The organism is Halapricum desulfuricans (assembly GCF_017094525.1).
GTDB lineage: Archaea > Halobacteriota > Halobacteria > Halobacteriales > Haloarculaceae > Halapricum > Halapricum desulfuricans.
In genome coordinates, this window is the sequence record NZ_CP064788.1 from 2,047,345 (window position 1) to 2,064,604 (window position 17,260).

Sequence of the window (17,260 nt, forward strand, 5' to 3'; positions counted from 1 at the left end):
AAGAACGAACTGAGATTTAAATATCATCCCGGCTCACCACGGTCTGATGCACTCTGAATGGCATCCACAGGACTGGCTACTGGTACTCGAAGCACTCAGTAAGCACGCTGCCGATCCATACGTTGCGGCCCATCGTCGAGATCGAGCAGAGCTTCTCATTGATGGAATTGCTACCAAGCTCGGGGTTGATCCAGTACGATTCCCCCAGCAAATTGATTCCGATTGGCCAGGCTCTTCTAACTCGTGACTAGCAAGCGGACTTGCGCTATTTGAGATTTTGCCTGTACTCACTGTAGGCGCGTGCCATTTCGGCCTTCTGCCCGTCACTCCAGGACTCATTTTCTTCGGGATTGAAAAATGGCAGTTCCTCCTTTTCTGCCACATCCATCAGGACACCTGCGGGGAGGAACTCCGTGTACCAGTTTTCCAGCACCTACGCTTCGTTATGCTGCTTGATTTTCCGGTAAATATGCATAGTGATTTCGGGGTACTCGTGATACAGGTCCGGATACTGTTCATAGAGGTCTGGACACGTCGTCGAAGGATGTTCAGTCATTGTTTTGGTCTGTTTCTTGCACGGTCTGCCAGCTGTCTCTGTACCGTTGTTCGTCCTGCTGATCGCGCTCTCGTTCCCGAGAGTCAAACGGTTGGATCGCCTCTTGATCGAACTCAGTCCGCAAGATATGGAACCCATCGGGGACCTTTCCGGCGACCCGATAGGCTCGTATCGGGTGATAATACGAGTGTTTGACGCTCTTGAGTCCCTCACGCAACCAGCGCTCGACGAACACCAGTTGATTGACGTACTGTCGGTGCTCATAATCATCGAACGAACCGTCGCAGATTTCATCCTGAATGAACGTCGATTCGACCGATGTGTACGGGATTTCCGGAAACCGGAACCAATTGAACCGCCCGCGGTCGTCAATCGGCACATCGGCTACCTCGGAATCGTCGGTATACGTTTCGCCGCGTGCAACAGCCTGCCACTCGGTGCGATGCCGACGGGCCCACGCGTGCCGCAGTTCCAGATCTTCATTGCGGTCCTGGCAAATAGTCTGCTCGGCTCTCGTCGGCTTCCTGAACTCCGCGCGGACCCGATCGTACGCCGACGGATATTTCAGCGCGACCAGTGCGTCATTGTAGCTAATTCCGGACGCTGAGAGTCCAGTACAATTTTCCGGATAGCCATTTCTGGCGAACCACTCGACAGAGATGAGACTATTGACGAACTGCCTGTACTCGATGTCATAGAAACTCCTCTCGTGAATCTGCTGACGAATATACATTGACTCCACGTCCTCGTAGGAGATCACGGGATACAGGCTATCGATCATCTCTTGGGGTTCTCCATGACGACTGGCTGTCTACGCGCTACAATTGGGTTGGCCTTATCCCGATATAGTACCCCAGTGTATAAATAATCTATTGAAAATTACCAAAGGGAATATTCAGACTAGAGAAGCCAGCAGAGTACTTAAATCGGACACCCGACCGCACAGCGGATGGTCACACCGGATTCACTCGTTCGCGGATGTGTCTGGTTCTTGAACCGAGAGTTCGACTTGTGCCTCGTGTTCGAGCAAGTGATCAAGATCTTCTACTGCATCAGGATCCACACGAAGGAGTATGAGGTCGTTCTGTCGCATTACAGTTCCAGTCACTGTCGAGGGGTCGTCACGAGCAAGCTGTTCAGGGAGACGTTCAACGGTAGTTTCGATTGCGTCTAACCGTGTCTCGATTGTGTCGAATCTCGTCTCGACGGTGTCGGCTGTCGCGCTCTCAGCGACGAGATCGCTCACCGACGATTCGAGTGCCTCCAGACGGTCATTGACCGTCGACTGGAATTCTCGATCGATCTGTGGCTGCACCTTTTCATTGGTCTCCTCCTTGACCGCGTCCGCTTGTTGATCAGGCTGATCCTGTATGGCATCCACGGTCGAGGTCTGTCCACCATCAGACGTGGCGACATCCTGTTGTGGCGAGTGTTGTGGCTCGGCCGACTCGAACTTGCCCAGAAGATGGTCAACGGCCAGGCCTTCATCCTCAAGTTCGGCCGTTCCCTTCTCCCACGAAACGGCTGGCAGTTTCTCGATTGGTTTGTCAAGTGGTATCCGCATTCCACTCTCTCGATAATTCCGCTGGCGAATGAGATTCGCCCCTGAATCAGAGAGCCATCGAGGAGCGGACCATGACCCATCATCATACAGGCAATGTGTGTTCATATCATCGTTCTCCCAATGGAACAGATTCTCCAAGGAGGAAGCCAGCGATTTCGCCTGATCTGTCTGGATGTGCTTGAACACGAGATGCCGGGGAAGTTGTTCGTCCACGAACGCCAGGAATTCTTCTTCTGTGGGGTGATTGGGGACCTCAAAATAGTGTGTTGCACAGACGCCACGCTCAACGATATCAGGGCTGGACGTAGCTAGTTGGACAAAGACAGCGCCGGGGTCGTCTTCGATGACGCCGAACAGTCGTCGGATGCTTCCTTGTGATGGGGCTTCGGGTCCTGCAATCGTAATCGCTCCCGACGCAAGGACTTCGTCAGTATGGTCAAAGTGTGAGTGGGGGGTAACCGATGGTACGTCGTAGCCAAGTGCTATGTAGTGCTTTGCGGCCTGGCCGACGAGATGGATCGGATGAGCGCGGTCAAGGCGGTCAATCATATGTCCGAGGAGGTACGCCACATGGACACCCGTGAGCGCGCTTGCAGCGACTACCGTTGTCGCGCCACTCAGGGTCCGTTCGAGTATCGTCTCCAGTGCTTCGGACAGCGTCGGCTGAAAAGACTCGGCGGTTGACGCATTCGCAATTAGGATATCAATATCAATCGGATCCGGAATCGATAGCCCGGGGTAGCCAGCGACCGGTCGTGTCGTGAAGTCTCCGGTCGCAAGCACTGTGATGGTTTCCTCGTTGTACTCTAAATCGTCGATCCGGAACAGGAATGCGGCTGCGCCCGGCGTGTGACCAGCGGGGAGGGGCAGCACATCAATGCCATCGCTCAACGATGTCCACGTCTCGATACCAGTGAGCGCAGATGTGATCGCCTCCAGATTGCCGAGATTTTGATACTGCTCAGCTTCGGCATAGACTTGTTCCAGTATCGTCGCCGTGCCTGGTGCTGTGTATAATGGCACATCTGCACTCGTATCGAGAATCTGCCCGAGGCTGGCATAATGATCCGAATGTGCATGCGTCAACAGAACACCATCCAACGACTCGTCTGTCCCAAGAAAGGCATTCGGTGAGACGCTCTGTCCAGCATCGATCAGATATCGATATGGATCCCCATCTCTCGGGGTAATAGTCAGGAGTGTCGAATCATGACTCGCTGAGGGATTCGTATGCTGGAAGGATATCTCCATACGTATGTCAGGCCTGTCCAGTGCATTAAGATAGGGGTCGCTTGTCGCAATACTACAACCGATATCGGCCGAATCAAGCGTTGGATAGATCGACGCCAGCTGAGGTGGTGCAGAACGGCCGTAGTGAATCGCCAGACGTAGCTTGATTTCATTGTTTCACTGCCTGGTTGATGTTGTGAACTACACACATCAGAACGATTTCTCGAAATTCACCGTACCATGATCAAGCACGCACGGCGTCGCCGAGCGTGCGCTTGATCGTCGAGAAGACGGTTTCACACATCGCTCGTTGGCGGTATCGAGACCCATTGATCCACGCGTTGTGCGCGTGATCGATGGGCCGGAACTTTCGATGCTTGATTAGCGATCTTACGCCTTCTTCGCGGAGTTTTTCGCGTGACTCCATCCAGTCGTAGCCTTTGTCCGCAGCGAGGCTGGCGAGGTCGCCCGCGTGCGGCGGGCGACCTGCCAGCCGAGCTGTGTGTCGTGGCGTTTCTCGCTCGTACAGTGAACGTCCAGAATTGCTTGGCTTTCTGTATCGACGAGAGCTGTCGCTTTGAGCGTCTGGACGCGGCAATTCGTCCGTTGGTAGTAGTGTTTGCTGGCGTTTTTGCGGTCAAAGAACGTCGCGTCGATCGCAGCGTGGCCGCTCGGGTCGTGAAACTGCGCCGAGAGGCGCAGCAGCACTCGCCAGAGTGCTGTCTTGATTCTATCAAACCACTTCACTAACGTCGAGTGGTGCGGGAGATCGGCCGCGTTAAGGCCGATTTCCCCAGTATATGTGGTATCTCGCTCAGCAGATCCAACGCCTCTCGGTAGGGCTTCTCCAAGCAAACCCGAAGACAGTGGAGCGATACGACAGCATAATCGGCGACTTCGCCTCGGCCACCGACGGCATTTTAGCTAACTGAACCGCTTTCTTCGTGAAGAAGGAAATCTTCGACATAGACATCGGCGGTTTCCCGCCTCATACTCCTAGTTCTAACGGTCGAAAACGACGCCTTCCAGCGATTCACCAGAGACTGTAGCTGTATTGTTCGCTTATATAAAAGCAGTTTGTCGCTCCGAATATTGTTTCAATTATTTCAACAGCTCATCTTCCGCGTTACCGACGTTCTTCGAGATTGCGCTCGGAGTTTTACCACGGATGTCAGCCCATTCAGTTTGATTCATCGCATCAAACTGTTCGGTCATAATGTAATCGACAGCTTCGGCACCGGATGCTCCAGCTTCACAGATTGCGCGGATTTCGTACCCATCAGGCATCGACACATCACTATCAACATCCACCCTCACCTCTGGATACGGTGGGATAATCCGTGCCTCTTTCAGCTCAGTCATAACGCCGTCTAACGTCTCGTCTTCGACATCGAGGAACCGGCCGATTAGGTAGTCGTTGTCGGCAGTGTCGAGCCACGGATCAAGCGTCCACCCTTCGAGTGAGATCGGTTCGTGCGTCAATGAGCCACCAAAGACCGCTTCCTGAGCGTGTAGGTTGATGTCCTCAGCGAACTTCCGCTCAAAATGGTCCTTCCGACGGTGGAGTGATTTAAGCGCGTCAACGACATCGTCGCCAACCTCGTCGATCTCTTTTACATTCTCGATAGTCTGTTCAAGTTTATCCCATTCGATTCTGTCGTCGTAAGTTACCTCAAGTTGCCCGACATTTTCGATGCCGTACCACGCATCAACGAGGTAGTTATTGTTCGGGATCGTCGCCAGTACATCAACATCAGTTTCTGGGATGTTATAGATACCGTACCGCGCTTCTGCCTCGCCTTTGATGGTCGCCCGCTTCTCCCAATTGTCCGGAATCGTCCACAGTTGCTCACCTTCCAGCACCGCCCCTCGTTCAGCTGGGACGCGCTTCGTCCATCGCATCCGAGGTTCGTCACCCCGAGCGACAATCACATGCTCATCGCCTTCGCGGTAGGCGTAAAGGTGCCCGTCAGCACTGTAGCGTCGAACCTCATCGTCACTGTTTCGGACATCTCTTAAATCGCGGATTTCTTCTGTGCCACCATCGGCAACTACTTCCGCCGTGTGTCCGTCACTCTCGTCGGTAGATGATGGTCCATCGTTGCTGTGAGTGAGCCCTTCGTGCGTTGCGAGGCCGTGTTCGGTGTCAAACTCATCGCCGCATCCGTCGCATTCGTGCGTCTCGGTGATGACTGAAACCCATTGCTTGTTACCGGTATTCGCTTTGGCTTCGATGGTGTTTCCGTTCAGTTCGACCGTTATCTTTGAGCCGCCGATTTTGAGTTCCGACATTGTCTTGCTAACCCCACATGTGAGTATAGGTTAGAACGAATTAAGTATATTGGTCTAATATATCATAATTCATACTTTTATTCTATTACTTCTGTCTCAGCTGAACTTAGCCTCATAGTAATTTTCTTAGGTGGAAACCTGTTTTTGCTCGGTTCTCTGAGGCCGTAGCTACCCCTCTGCTGCGTGATGAACGACCGGACCTCCTGTGCATAATATCTAAGAATCGGAACTCATAGTCGGAGGGCTGCCGAACTTGTCTCGGTACCAGCCCCAAAGGACACCATCGAACAGCTCAGCAAAGTCGTACGTGAATGATAAAGGTCGAACTCAAATCGACCGACATTGAGGGGGAGCAGGCGGGATGATCGCGGCCGGGTGCCGTCGCCGACGTATGACCGCGCGCGCTACGAACGCGACGCCGTCAGGACCGCAGTGAGCAGCTGCACGGGCGAGATACTCTCCGGCAACTGCTCGTGGAGCTCATCAGGATCCAATTCCGCCACCATCGACGCGATGTCCGGATCCCCATTAACTGGGTCGGACGCACTGTGGTGCCTGGTCCAGGTTTCGACGGGAGCGTCCGCGTCGCCATCAGCGGCCGCATCTATATCATCACTCTCGTCTTCGGGTTCGCTCTCGACTTCGCCGCTTGCTGTAGCCGCTGTGTCGGCTCCCGCGGCACTGTCACCCATCGTCGCGTTGTCGCTGCGATTGTGCTGGAGACGCTCGTCGGTGGGCTGGCTTTTCGGCGGCCGACCACCATCGCGGAACGCATCTATCGGAAAGTCGTAGGCGCGGGCTCGTTTTTCCTTGGTGGCCACCGTGCGTCGCGTGACATCGAATACCTCGGCGACCGTCTCTTGATTGCACCCCCGCTCTAACGCTTGCCGAACCAGCTCGTCTTCCATCCGCTGGAGGAGGGCTTTGGTCTCGCTCGGAATGTGTCCGCGTGCCGAATGCTCGATCTGCTCGGGAAGGCCCCACTTGCCAGTCTCGATGTCCTTATCGACGAGCGGGTGCTCGCGCCCCTCGACGACTTTGTCCAACCCCATCAGCTGCCAGAGTCGGTCGCGGATCGACACCGTCGACTGATCGACTGACAACCGGTCGGCGATATCACCCGTCCGCAGCGGCCCGTTCGCGGCGAGCAATTGCAGTATCTCACGATCCTGGGGCAGCATCTCACGCTCGTCGGCTGCAGTGAGCTCAACCGGCAGCGTCTCGGGCTCGGGCTGCTGGTGATACCAGGTATGACACGCGTGACAGAGGACCGTCAGGTTCGCCGGGTCGTGGACGTCCACCTGGTCGGGATCGCGATCGAGATGATGGACCTGGAGCGTCGCCATCCCGCCGTTCTGCGGGCCGTACGTCCCACAGTTCTGACAGCGGTAATTGTACGCCTCTAGCATCTGTTTGCGTGTCTCCGCATTAACCGTCTCGGCGTCGGAACGGCCGCGAGCGGTGTCGTCGCTTGGATAATTGTCTGTCGAGTCGTCGTCGGCTAGTGCTTTGGTGTCACTCATATCTTAGTGGAGTCTGCACGGCAGTGTTCGTTCGTATGCGATGCGTCTCGACGGTGGGCGGGACGGCTGCGCCATACCCGGGCCGGCCGTGACTGGCGTATGGCGTCCGCCGCGACGGCTCGGCTGTTCTGACCAGCTCTCCATCGCGCTAGCCGTCCCGCTATTGGGGTGGCTGTCTCACTCATCGATCGTTGGCGTCAGCGACTTCAGGTCGAAATCGGACTTGCTGCAGTACCGCTGGGCGAGCGTGCTCAGCGCTTCCGTCCGCAGGATGTCCGCCAGATTGTGCATGACGACATCTGTATAGTGTCCGGTCTCGAAGGCTGTTACCGCCTCACTGCTCTCGTCGAAGGGATCATACGCGCCGGCGTCACCATCACAGAGCACGTCGTAGGCGGTGACGAGATCAGCGTCCGCGTCGCCATCGACAGTCGTGTTGAACAGCCGCTGGATGAGGGGCAACAGGTCGGCATACGGGACATCTACGAATGGCCAGGCGATCCCGTGAGCAGCTAGCCGCGTCCTGAGGAAGGGTAGGTCAAACCCGCCCTGCCAGGTCTCGCCATTGTACGCGACGAGTAGGACATCTACCGGCGAAAGCTGCTCACGGACGTACGTCGCGACGGCGGTCAGCAGCTTGGCTTCCGTCCGATAGGTTGCGACTCGGACGTGTTCGTCGGTCGTATCTTGGACGGCCGTCGCGATATCGCCGGTCGGGTGGCTGGCCGTCTGGGCGAACAGCTGATAGCCCAAGTCACGCTCGACGCCGACGACTGTCACCGCATCCGACGCGTTGAAGCCTGTCGTCTCGATATCGAACGCCCGCTGGGTCAACTGCGTCATTGGCGCGCACCTCCAGCCCACGTCGTCGCCGTCCGCGATGCGACGCGGGGTGTGGCTGCCGACTCGCGTGCCTGGCCTCGACTCGTATGGCCGTGGTGGTGATCCGCGGCCAAGAGCGGGACCGCTGCTGGCTCGTCAGTGCCACTGTCGCCGGATTCGCGGTCGCTGCGCTCGCAGCTGTCAGGTACACCCTCAGCCGCGGTCATGTCTCCTCATCGGCTGTGGGTAGCCCTAGATCACCATCACGGGCGGCCGTCCGCGCCTGCACCGCTTGCGTGACTGCGTCGCGGCAATCTTCTCGCCAGTGTTTGTCTTTCGTGTCCATCGCTTTCGTCGATGGGCGGGCGCGATCGATATCCCGGCGCACTTCGTTGTTGTTATACAGCGGGTTTATCAGCCAGACGTCTACAATCTCGGCGTCGATCGTCTGTGCGTCATCTCCTTGGATGGTGACCTCGTCGCTGTGGCTGTCAAGGTACGACATCGCTTCGGCGATGAGTCCGACAAACTCCGGCCTCAACTCGCTCAGCGTGAGCCGCCACATCTCCCGGATGGTGCCGAGGATGTCCCGGTCAGCTTGGTGCCGTGGCTGACCGTCCTCCTGCTGGGAACCCTGCGTGCGCGACTGTTGATAGGGCTCGCCGTGCGGGATGGCTCCCTCCCGGTGCGTTGTCACCACCGTGATTGGCCGGCGTGACAACTTACCCGACTGGTCGTCGTGCGCGCCGAACAGCTCGTGGACGAGGCAGCCGGCATCGTGCTCGTCGGTGCACGTGCCGTGCTCGTGATATCCCGTCTCTAGGTCGCGGTCGGGGATGTCCGCTCGACTGTCGTCGCCAGTCGAGACGCCGGGGCGACAGGCCGTCGCGCCAGCCAGCTGGATGACCTGCTCGCAGCTATAGCGCAGCCAGCGATGCAGTGAGGCCGACGAGAGCTGCCCGCTGAGCTGGTCCATCGGGTTATCGTCCGTGTGGTGATCAGATGGAACGTGCTGGTGGTCTGTGGCGACGCCGTCGGCCGGGGCCAGTACGTCGAGCTCCAGGCCAATATACAGATCGGGCAGCGTCATCTCGTCGAGCCGGTAGGGGCACTCGATGTCGATATCGAGCGGTGTCTCGTCGAGGGTCTGCGGGGCGGTCGTCATCGGTGTGATCCCCCGCTAGGCTCGTCGTGTGCCGTGTCGTGCCCGACGTCCGTCGGTGTGGAGTTGGTGTCGGTCTCAGAGTCGGTGTCAGTGTCCGTGGACGGGTAGTCGCGGGTGGCTCGGTCAGTGCGTACGGCCGCGCGCTGCCAAGGGTGGCGATCGGTCGCGTCGTCAGTGGCCACGTAGTGGTCGCTGGACGCGATCGGCTGGCGGACGACGGTCGCGCCGGGCACGGGGTGCAGCTCGGTCGTGTCGGCCGGGCTTACCGCGCGTAGTTGGGGTGCCAGCAGCACCGGCCACGACGATTGGGTGGCCTGGTCAGTGCAGGTGCCGATGCGGCCGTCCAAGATGAGGTCGCGCACACCCCGAGTCAGGTGTTCTGTTGGCTCGTGCCGACAGTCCGGGCATTTGAGATGCGCGATCTGGACGGTAGGTTGATCGGCCACCCGGACGGCAACTGCGGTGCAGCGGGCGCCGTCCCGGAGGTCCGTGCCGCAGACGTGGCACGTTGCGGTTTCCTCCCTGAGTGGGATTTGTGTTATTTGGTGTATCTCTTCAATCAGTTGTCTGTCGCTACCTTCTTGAGTCAGGGGTGTTGACCTATTCATGGGTTCTGTACTCTCAACCCGAGAACCCGGCCTGCGTGTAGCAGCACGCGGGCACTTCCGCACTTCAGTTCCGTGCCCTAGACAGCCAGGCTCTCAATCATCTCTATATTCTCTGCAGTTATAAACTTAACGGATTGTAAAGGTAGATAGTAAATACGGTTTGTAGGGATGGAGATAAGGGAGATGCAGAGACATATAGAACCAAATGCCTATCAAAATCGATGACAACACTGATCTAGTCATTGACCAATTTCTTGAAAAGGGAAATCTGACTACAGGAGCTTTAGTTGATTTCACAGGATTATCGCGACCAACAGTGACAAAACGTCTAGATCGCCTGCACGCTGCAAATCATATCAAATATCTACATAAGCCGACTGCTCTTTGGACACTAATAGAGGATCCCAGAGAAGAGTGAGATTGCTGTCGTTGAACGTAGAAGCACTCTCTGCGTGTGTAATTGTGTCGGGTGGAAACATCGCTTGTAGCACATAGACCGGCATCTGAAATTCCAGAAATTGCGGGCGGCGACTGGTCTCTGCTTAAGGACAATAAGGAGAGGGGATGGAGTCTCGGGAAAGAGATCTTCGACTTTCACTCGGATAGGGATCTTTTCACGTCTCGTCTGTTTGGGCAATCATCGGCTCTACAACCTTGGTCACCACCTAGTCGTGTATTTGGTCGTCGCCAAGATCCACTTGTACCCCTATGATTTCCCTAATTATACCAATATATTATTATTTGATAATACGGGGTGTGTCGTTGTACTGTTCAACAAGTCGCTTGTTCAATTCACGGAGCCATATGACCAGCGGTTTATCCGCCGTCTGGTATTCGGGGCCGCGGAGTCCTTTGACCTCTTCAACGATACCACTATCAATCAAATTGGTGATTTGATCAACGACTGTTTGGTAGGACACGTCAGCGCCACGTTCAATGGCGGCCTTTGTGTGGGACTCGTTACCCGCCAAATCGAGGAAAAAACTTATGAGTTGTTGTCGTCCCGGTGTATCGAAAACCTCGATTACTTCCTCAATATCAGTGGGACAGTTACGGAGGTAAGCAATGATAGAGTTGTCTCCTATCGTGTAGTGGACGATCCGTGCATCGGGTGACCCTGGCTCGAAGATCCCGAATCGAACCATCGGACCAGCCATAAGCTTGTCATCGTCTTGGCGACCGATTTCCTTGATGATCGTCGTATGAGATCGATCAGTCGCATCTTTTAGATCGCTTTTAGTGTACTGACGCTCAGGATCTGCTGTGGTCAGTGCAAACTGAACAAGATCACGCCGGGTTTCGCTCCCGAACAACTGGACAACAGGCAATTCGTATTCATTCATTGATCCACCACTCTCCGTCTGGCACTGGGGTAAAGCCAAACCCCTGCAAGACCGTGCGAATTGTTTCGTCAAGGGTAGCACCCCCTGAACGAGTGACGCCGCCAAGTCGATCTGTCTTCCCACGCCCAATTTCAGTCAGTGGTGTAAACTGGATGTTGCGACGACGGAAGGCGGTTCTAAATTCCCTTTCACCATCTTCAGTCGCGTACAGAACCACTCTTTCGGGGTCGTTCTCGATGTTAGTCAATAGTACGTACTGATCGTGAGGTAGTACGTCCGTATGCCTGGTTGGCGTAATCTTATGTTCGACGGTTCCGTCATCATACATAACTGTCCGCGTTTCCATAGCTCCCTATTATGCTATATGTAACATAAAAGTATAGCAAATGCCGACCACTACTATCCATTTTAATTAAATATAGAAATATGAGAATATCATTCTTCCAGTGAAATGGCTCGATGCAGCCCCGCTCGAACCACCTCGTCGAACTGCTCGTACTCCGTCCTTTCAATGATCGCTTTCAGTATGGTATGTACAACAGGGGCTGTTGCCGCATTGATGTGTTTGTCTGATCCTTCAACTAGTTCAATTGAGTCGACAGTACACTGTGGTGTGTTCTCGGCTACCCAGTTCTCTGGTGGGATGGTATAGGCTACGTCAAATTTCGTACGCGCCAGTGGCATGTCAGCTTGATCTAGCACTGCTGCCACTTCGATACGTAGCGCGCGGTCGATCGCTTCGCTAAGTGTGGTCAAGTCCTCACACCGGATGAATGCCTGTGCAAGTGAGCGAATTTCACCGTCGTAGTCCATAATCCCGAGCTGTTGGGTCCGTGTTGATTCAAGATCCGTGGTAGTTAGTTCCATAATCGAGTCTTCGATTCGCCACGGCTGTACAACGATATGAGGCATACTTATGATCCGCATATACGATATAAAACATATATAGGCTTGGCGCTGATTTAGGGAGAAATACCACCATTTCGCCCCTCATAATCACTGTATTCTACCTGATCGCGTATGGATAATCGCTATATTTTATATTAATTATATTGATATATTTAACACTGAATTCTTTTGCACGCCCGCTTATGTTGATAATCGACTTGTTTCACAACTCGATTACGAACTAACCGATAACCCCAATCTAACCGCGAAATTGGCCCGGACAACCGAAAGAACTAGACGGATTCCCAGTAATATCCGATTATGGTCCGCGTCGACGACGCAACGGACGTGCCGAAGTGCTGGTTGTCGCCGGAGGAGCTAACGCAACTGGAACGGACGGCAGGTGAACAGGGATGGGAACGAGAGATCGCGATGCAACTGATGGGACGATGTGGGCTGCGGGCTTCTGAAGTGAGCTATCCGGGCGATGATGACCTCCGGTACTCGGAGAAAGGTGACGTATGGCTATTCGAAGTGCGTGGGAAGAACACGAAGGGCGGGAATCGGAAGCTCCGGGACGCTTGGATGCCCGACGCGGTAGCCGACGATGTCCACAAATACAGCCGTGAGCGCGATCTCACCCCGTCAGAGTCGTGGGTTGATGTGAGCACGCCCACTGTCCGTCGTTGGGTGAAAGAAGCCGCACAGACGCTTGCTGACGAGCTTGATGAACCACGCTGGCGGATGGTCTCGTCTCACGATCTGCGACGCTCTTGGGCGACATATCACCTCGTCGAGCGCCAGGTAGATGTCCGGACTATGATGAGTATCGGTGGATGGTCAGATTACTCGGCTATTGAACCGTATCTTGCGGAACCAACTGAGGCCAGGATTGGAGAAGCGATGGCATAGGCCTCTGTCAATCAGTACGCGAGTGTACCATCTATAGAAGCGAATACCCGATATTTCAACTCCCACGACTCGTAGATCTCTATTCCTCATTCAGGCGGTATCAGTGTCGAGATTGCGTCACTCGCAAACCTTTAAGTCGATCTTGGTGCCATCGCTAGTGTGGAAATAATGACTGTAAGGGACAGTTGCCTCCCTTGCATCCGCCAGCAATCTATTCATGATTACAACCGTAAGTAGCCACTATACTAAATCGGATATCAACAGATCGGAATCAGTGGAAACATCCGAGGGACGATTCAACCGTCAAAGAACCACCCACAGAAGGCGGAGGGAATAAAATGAAACACCAGCAATCACCTCCATCAGTATTCGACGCTTGCGAACCACGTGATGACGTGTTACGCGGAGAGCTTGCGGAAGATCAATTTGCCGCAAACCTCGCGTCGGTCGCATTCGATCCAGAAGACGCCGCGCCGGTGTATCGAGACGCAGACGAATTCTACGCTAGTACCTACCCGACGGACGGGCTCCAGACCCTGCTGAGCACCATCACGAGTCGGTTCCTCTCGACGACCGGTAGAGAACCCGAGTACTCGGCCGGGATCCTGTGTCTGGACACCACCTTCGGTGGCGGGAAGACACACGATATGATCGCCTCGTACCATCTCGCCTCTAATCCAGGTGAGATTACGGGACTCGACCGTCACGTCGAAGACGAGGGGCTAGCAACGGCGTATGAAGACGCCGTCGAAGACGGGTTATCGCCACGTTCAGCCGTCTTCGTTGGTGGGTATGTCGACGCCAGAAACGCCCGGAGTGATACGAACGATCCTGACGCCCCGAACACGAATACTATGTGGGGCGAGATCGCGTACCAGCTCTACGGCAACGACGGCTACGAGTACCTCAAAGAATACGACCGAAACCGCGACTCTCCGGGTGAAAGCACGCTACAGGGCCTCTTCGATCTTTCAGACGATCCGGCGCTTATCCTCATCGACGAGATCGCACAGTACCTCGAAGACGCCTCCGGTATCGAGACTGGCAACACGCTCCTCAGCACGCAGACGCTTAGCTTTATGAAGTCGCTGCTGGAGACAGCGTCAAACCGAACCGACGTAACCGTCGTCTACAGCATCGCCGACACCGCGTTCACTGACGAAGCTGAGACCGTCCGCCAAGAAATCAAAGATCTCGACTCCATCGAGCAACGCCAACAGCAGACGATCACCCCGACGGGCGACACTGAGATCAGCTCCGTTCTTCGGCGTCGGCTCTTCGATGACATCGAGGACGACGTTGCTGAGTCTGTCGCAACGTCTTTCTACGAGTTCTACCGCACGATCGACCGGCAACTGCCTCCGGGTGTTCTCGACACGGAATACCGCGAGAAGCTCGAACGCAACTATCCGTTCCACCCGACGACGATCAATACGCTCACCGACAAAATCGACTCAATTCCTGGTTTCCAGAAAACGCGGGACGCTCTCCGGCTGCTCGCGCGTGCTATCTACTACCTCTGGAACCACAAACCCACGTCGTACGACCGACATCTGCTTCGCCTCTATGATCTAACCCCGGCTGACAACGAACCAGATGGGAGTATCCGAACGAAGCTAAGCAATACCCTCTTCGATGCGATTGATCTCGACTCAGCCGTCTCTGCGGACATCTACACTGACGACGAATCGGCACACGCACAGCAAGAAGACAAGCGGTGGAGCGAAAAGGGGCTCCCACCACTCGGAACGCACGTCGCCACGTCGGTGCTGTGGAACAGTCTGGCCGTCGGAGAGAAAGCGACCGGGATGACGCGGGCAGAGCTGTACGCGTCAGTCGCTCATCCGGAAGTGTCGTTCGACCACTACGATAATGCGCTAGAGAATCTGACCGGTAGCGACCACCAGGTCGGCTGTTACTACCTCTACGACGAGGACCGGATCAAGTTCAAAGCCCAGCCGCGTCTGCTCTACATCATCGACCAGTATACGCAGAACACACCCCGAGCGCAAGCACGAGACCGATTCGAAGGACGACTACGCCAGGAGATCGGTACTGGAGGTTTCGAAACGGTTCCAACCGCAAATCCGGATTCAGCGTTCCCAGAAGAGCCGGCGGACGTACCGGATAGCGCCACGACGCCGACGCTTGCGATTATGCACTTCGATTCGGTCACTGTCGCTGACGGCGGCGAGAAGGTCCCGTCGAAGGTCCAAACCCTCTACGATGAAACAGCGTCCAGCCACAACGCCCCAACACAGTCACGCACATACAAGAACTACGTGCTATTCCTCGTGCCCGATCACGATCTCGTCGAGAACGGCGTCGAGAAAGCTCGGCGATTGGAAGGGCTTGAGCGGATGCGCGAAGACTCCGACCAGATCGCGCAACTGACCGACGAGCAGTTCGACGAGCTCGGAGAGCGGATCGACCGGCACAAGGGGTTACTGGGCGAGCAGGTTCGGAACGTCTACCGTCACCTGTACTATCCGGACAAGGACGGCCTCGAACACGTCTCTATCACGGCGGTCGATGCAAACGGCGATACGACGATGGTTGAAGCGGTCGAGGCGACTCTGGACGACCGCATCCTCAGAGACGACGACTCTGCCCGTGGGGAAGTCTGGTTCAAGAGTCGGCTCTGGCAACAGACGAAATCGCGGATGGACACCGAGCAACTGGCTGCTCAGTTCGCGAAAAAGCCCGGTTTACCGTACCTGTTCAGCACGAAGCCGCTCCGGAAGACGGTCGCCAGGATGGTCGACGAATCCGGCTACGCCTACTGGGACGGCGAGCGTGAGCAGGCATATTGGACCGGCGATGAAGAACCGGACGAGTGGCACTGTGACCATCCCATCAGCGAGTCACCGGACGTAGAAACGTCAATTACTTCGACCGATGTGAAGATCGGCGACGAATACGCTGTCTTTGAGGGGATCGACCCGCTAGTCGACGCCACAGACCTCGCGTGTCGTGAACCGGAGTATCGTGTCTCCATCGAAGAGACTCTTGACGAGGATACCGAATCGTTCGACGTGACCGTCGAAACCGAGTCGGCCACAAGCGGCCATCTCGTCGTGGATACGGGCAACGATACGGTAGTGTTCTCCGATATTAGCGCCGAGACGGTGACTGTGAGCGACTTCAACGACTTGACTGAGGGTGATGTCGTTATGGCGGCGCTGTACGAGTCAGAAGCGCAGGAGTCCGAACTCGCGTCCGAACGCCAGCGCGTCAAGGACGGTGGTGGCCCGCAACCGTCTTGGGAAGAGACATCCAAAACAGCGGCCGCCAAGCGTGCATTCGGATCCGTTCGAGACGATGCGCTGGCCAGTGCGTCCGACGATGCGACGCCAGGAATCGAAACAGTCGAGGTCGAAGTCGCTGGGGATTCGGTCCTCGATCACGGGTTCTTCCTCGCCCAGCGGTCGCTTGACGACTACGCCGAGCAGACGACCGCGTCGATGGACTACCGGGCAAAGGACGGAGACGGATCGACGCAGTTCACGGCCGATTTCAGAGGGGATCTCGAAGACTTCCGCAGCATCAACCAGCACCCAGAGAGTTTCTCCGATAATGACGGCCAGCGAAACGTCAACCTGATCTTCCGGGTCAACTTCGACGTGCCGGAACCGCTGGACGGTGACGATCTCCTCGCGTCGCTTCGAGACGAGCTTGACGGAACGGACATCACGGTCCAGGTCCACGCCCAAGGGCCGGCTGACGTGGAGGGCGATACATGAGTACGCCATCGCCGACTGACGCACCCGTGCCGGAGACGGGATTCGAAGACGGCACGAGCGTTCACGGTGGGCGGCCGACGTTCGGGTTGCGCCGGTACCAGGACGAGGGCCAGCCGGTCGTCGTGTTGTACGAGTTGCTTCCCGCAGAGCAGGCCCACGCACGTCGAGAGCGCCACGAACGCCGGGGTCGGCGCATAACGATCGAGGCGTTCGACGAGGTGTTCGACGACCCACCGACCGTCCACGCTCGCGGTGCGGCGTGGGACGGCTGGGCGGCGGTGAAGATCGCCCGGCTCTCAGGATCGCGACTCCAGTCGGTACTGTCGGTCATCCGTGAGGCACTCGGCGAGGCCGGGATCGAGCACAGCCCAGTGTCGAGCACGGAAGGCGGCGAGGTGTTTCTCCCGGAGCACGTCGGTGTGAAAGTCGCGCTGGCGTTCGTCGGGGTGAAGGACCTCCGACGAGTTGACCGGATGCGCGGGTTAGTTCGGGGTGTTGCGCGGATGAGTACTGAGGAATGCTATTACTGGCACGCGAAAACTCGATCTCCTTCCAGCCCAAACGGCGTCAAGGCACTGCGAACGCTACTAACTGACCACATCAACTAGACGACT

Annotated in this window: 15 protein-coding genes and 1 pseudogene; 4 read left to right on the top strand and 12 right to left on the bottom strand. The window is 56.1% G+C overall.

Going from position 1 to position 17,260, the window contains the following annotated elements:
• Positions 1–265 precede the first annotated feature (265 nt).
• From HSR122_RS10575 to HSR122_RS10615, 9 genes and pseudogenes are all read right to left on the bottom strand, one after another.
• Positions 266–433: a hypothetical protein gene (locus tag HSR122_RS10575; protein WP_229109743.1), complete on the bottom strand. Its 168-nt coding sequence runs from the start codon at positions 431–433 to the stop codon at positions 266–268.
• A 115-nt stretch (positions 434–548) separates the two neighbouring features.
• A complete protein-coding gene (locus HSR122_RS10580; protein WP_229109747.1) occupies positions 549–1,337 on the bottom strand; it encodes a hypothetical protein in 789 nt (262 codons plus the stop codon).
• Positions 1,338–1,520: 183 nt separating this feature from the next.
• Positions 1,521–3,371 (bottom strand): MBL fold metallo-hydrolase, encoded by a 1,851-nt coding sequence (locus tag HSR122_RS10585; protein WP_229109748.1) that lies wholly within the window; start codon positions 3,369–3,371, stop codon positions 1,521–1,523.
• Between the two features lie 148 nt (positions 3,372–3,519).
• Positions 3,520–4,317, bottom strand: a pseudogene (locus HSR122_RS10590) (IS5 family transposase).
• Positions 4,318–4,451: 134 nt separating this feature from the next.
• On the bottom strand, positions 4,452–5,642 hold the full coding sequence (locus tag HSR122_RS10595) for a hypothetical protein (RefSeq protein WP_229109750.1): 1,191 nt from the start codon (positions 5,640–5,642) through the stop codon (positions 4,452–4,454).
• A gap of 404 nt (positions 5,643–6,046) precedes the next feature.
• On the bottom strand, positions 6,047–7,165 hold the full coding sequence (locus HSR122_RS10600) for an HNH endonuclease (RefSeq protein ID WP_229109751.1): 1,119 nt from the start codon (positions 7,163–7,165) through the stop codon (positions 6,047–6,049).
• Positions 7,166–7,342: 177 nt separating this feature from the next.
• Positions 7,343–8,008 carry a 3'-5' exonuclease family protein gene (locus HSR122_RS10605; protein WP_229109754.1) on the bottom strand — a complete coding sequence of 222 codons (666 nt, stop codon included), beginning with the start codon at positions 8,006–8,008 and terminating at the stop codon, positions 7,343–7,345.
• 202 nt (positions 8,009–8,210) lie between these two features.
• Positions 8,211–9,152 carry a hypothetical protein gene (locus HSR122_RS10610; protein WP_229109756.1) on the bottom strand — a complete coding sequence of 314 codons (942 nt, stop codon included), beginning with the start codon at positions 9,150–9,152 and terminating at the stop codon, positions 8,211–8,213.
• The gene (locus HSR122_RS10615) at positions 9,149–9,514 is read right to left on the bottom strand and encodes a hypothetical protein (RefSeq protein ID WP_229109758.1); all 366 of its coding nucleotides are present in this window, start codon (positions 9,512–9,514) and stop codon (positions 9,149–9,151) included. The genes HSR122_RS10610 and HSR122_RS10615 overlap by 4 nt, the downstream gene beginning before the upstream one ends.
• Positions 9,515–9,965: 451 nt before the next feature.
• Here HSR122_RS10615 and HSR122_RS15040 point away from each other — a divergent pair, with 451 nt between their 5' ends.
• Positions 9,966–10,178, top strand: a complete 213-nt coding sequence (locus tag HSR122_RS15040; protein WP_394355524.1) for a winged helix-turn-helix transcriptional regulator — start codon at positions 9,966–9,968, stop codon at positions 10,176–10,178.
• Between the two features lie 319 nt (positions 10,179–10,497).
• Here the strand turns inward: HSR122_RS15040 and HSR122_RS10620 are convergent, their stop codons facing one another.
• The 3 genes from HSR122_RS10620 to HSR122_RS10630 form a co-directional block, all read right to left on the bottom strand.
• Positions 10,498–11,103 (bottom strand): helix-turn-helix domain-containing protein, encoded by a 606-nt coding sequence (locus tag HSR122_RS10620; RefSeq protein WP_229109760.1) that lies wholly within the window; start codon positions 11,101–11,103, stop codon positions 10,498–10,500.
• On the bottom strand, positions 11,096–11,449 hold the full coding sequence (locus HSR122_RS10625) for a hypothetical protein (RefSeq protein WP_229109761.1): 354 nt from the start codon (positions 11,447–11,449) through the stop codon (positions 11,096–11,098). The genes HSR122_RS10620 and HSR122_RS10625 overlap by 8 nt, the downstream gene beginning before the upstream one ends.
• An 89-nt stretch (positions 11,450–11,538) precedes the next feature.
• On the bottom strand, positions 11,539–11,916 hold the full coding sequence (locus HSR122_RS10630; RefSeq protein ID WP_229109763.1) for a hypothetical protein: 378 nt from the start codon (positions 11,914–11,916) through the stop codon (positions 11,539–11,541).
• Between the two features lie 396 nt (positions 11,917–12,312).
• On the opposite strand from HSR122_RS10630, the gene HSR122_RS10635 reads away from it, so the two are divergent.
• From HSR122_RS10635 to HSR122_RS10645, 3 genes are all read left to right on the top strand, one after another.
• Positions 12,313–12,903, top strand: coding sequence for a site-specific integrase (locus tag HSR122_RS10635; protein ID WP_229109765.1), 591 nt, complete (start codon positions 12,313–12,315; stop codon positions 12,901–12,903).
• Positions 12,904–13,298: 395 nt separating this feature from the next.
• Positions 13,299–16,646, top strand: coding sequence for an ATP-binding protein (locus tag HSR122_RS10640; RefSeq protein ID WP_229109768.1), 3,348 nt, complete (start codon positions 13,299–13,301; stop codon positions 16,644–16,646).
• Positions 16,643–17,254 carry a DUF7680 family protein gene (locus HSR122_RS10645; RefSeq protein WP_229109770.1) on the top strand — a complete coding sequence of 204 codons (612 nt, stop codon included), beginning with the start codon at positions 16,643–16,645 and terminating at the stop codon, positions 17,252–17,254. The genes HSR122_RS10640 and HSR122_RS10645 overlap by 4 nt, the downstream gene beginning before the upstream one ends.
• Positions 17,255–17,260 lie beyond the last annotated feature (6 nt).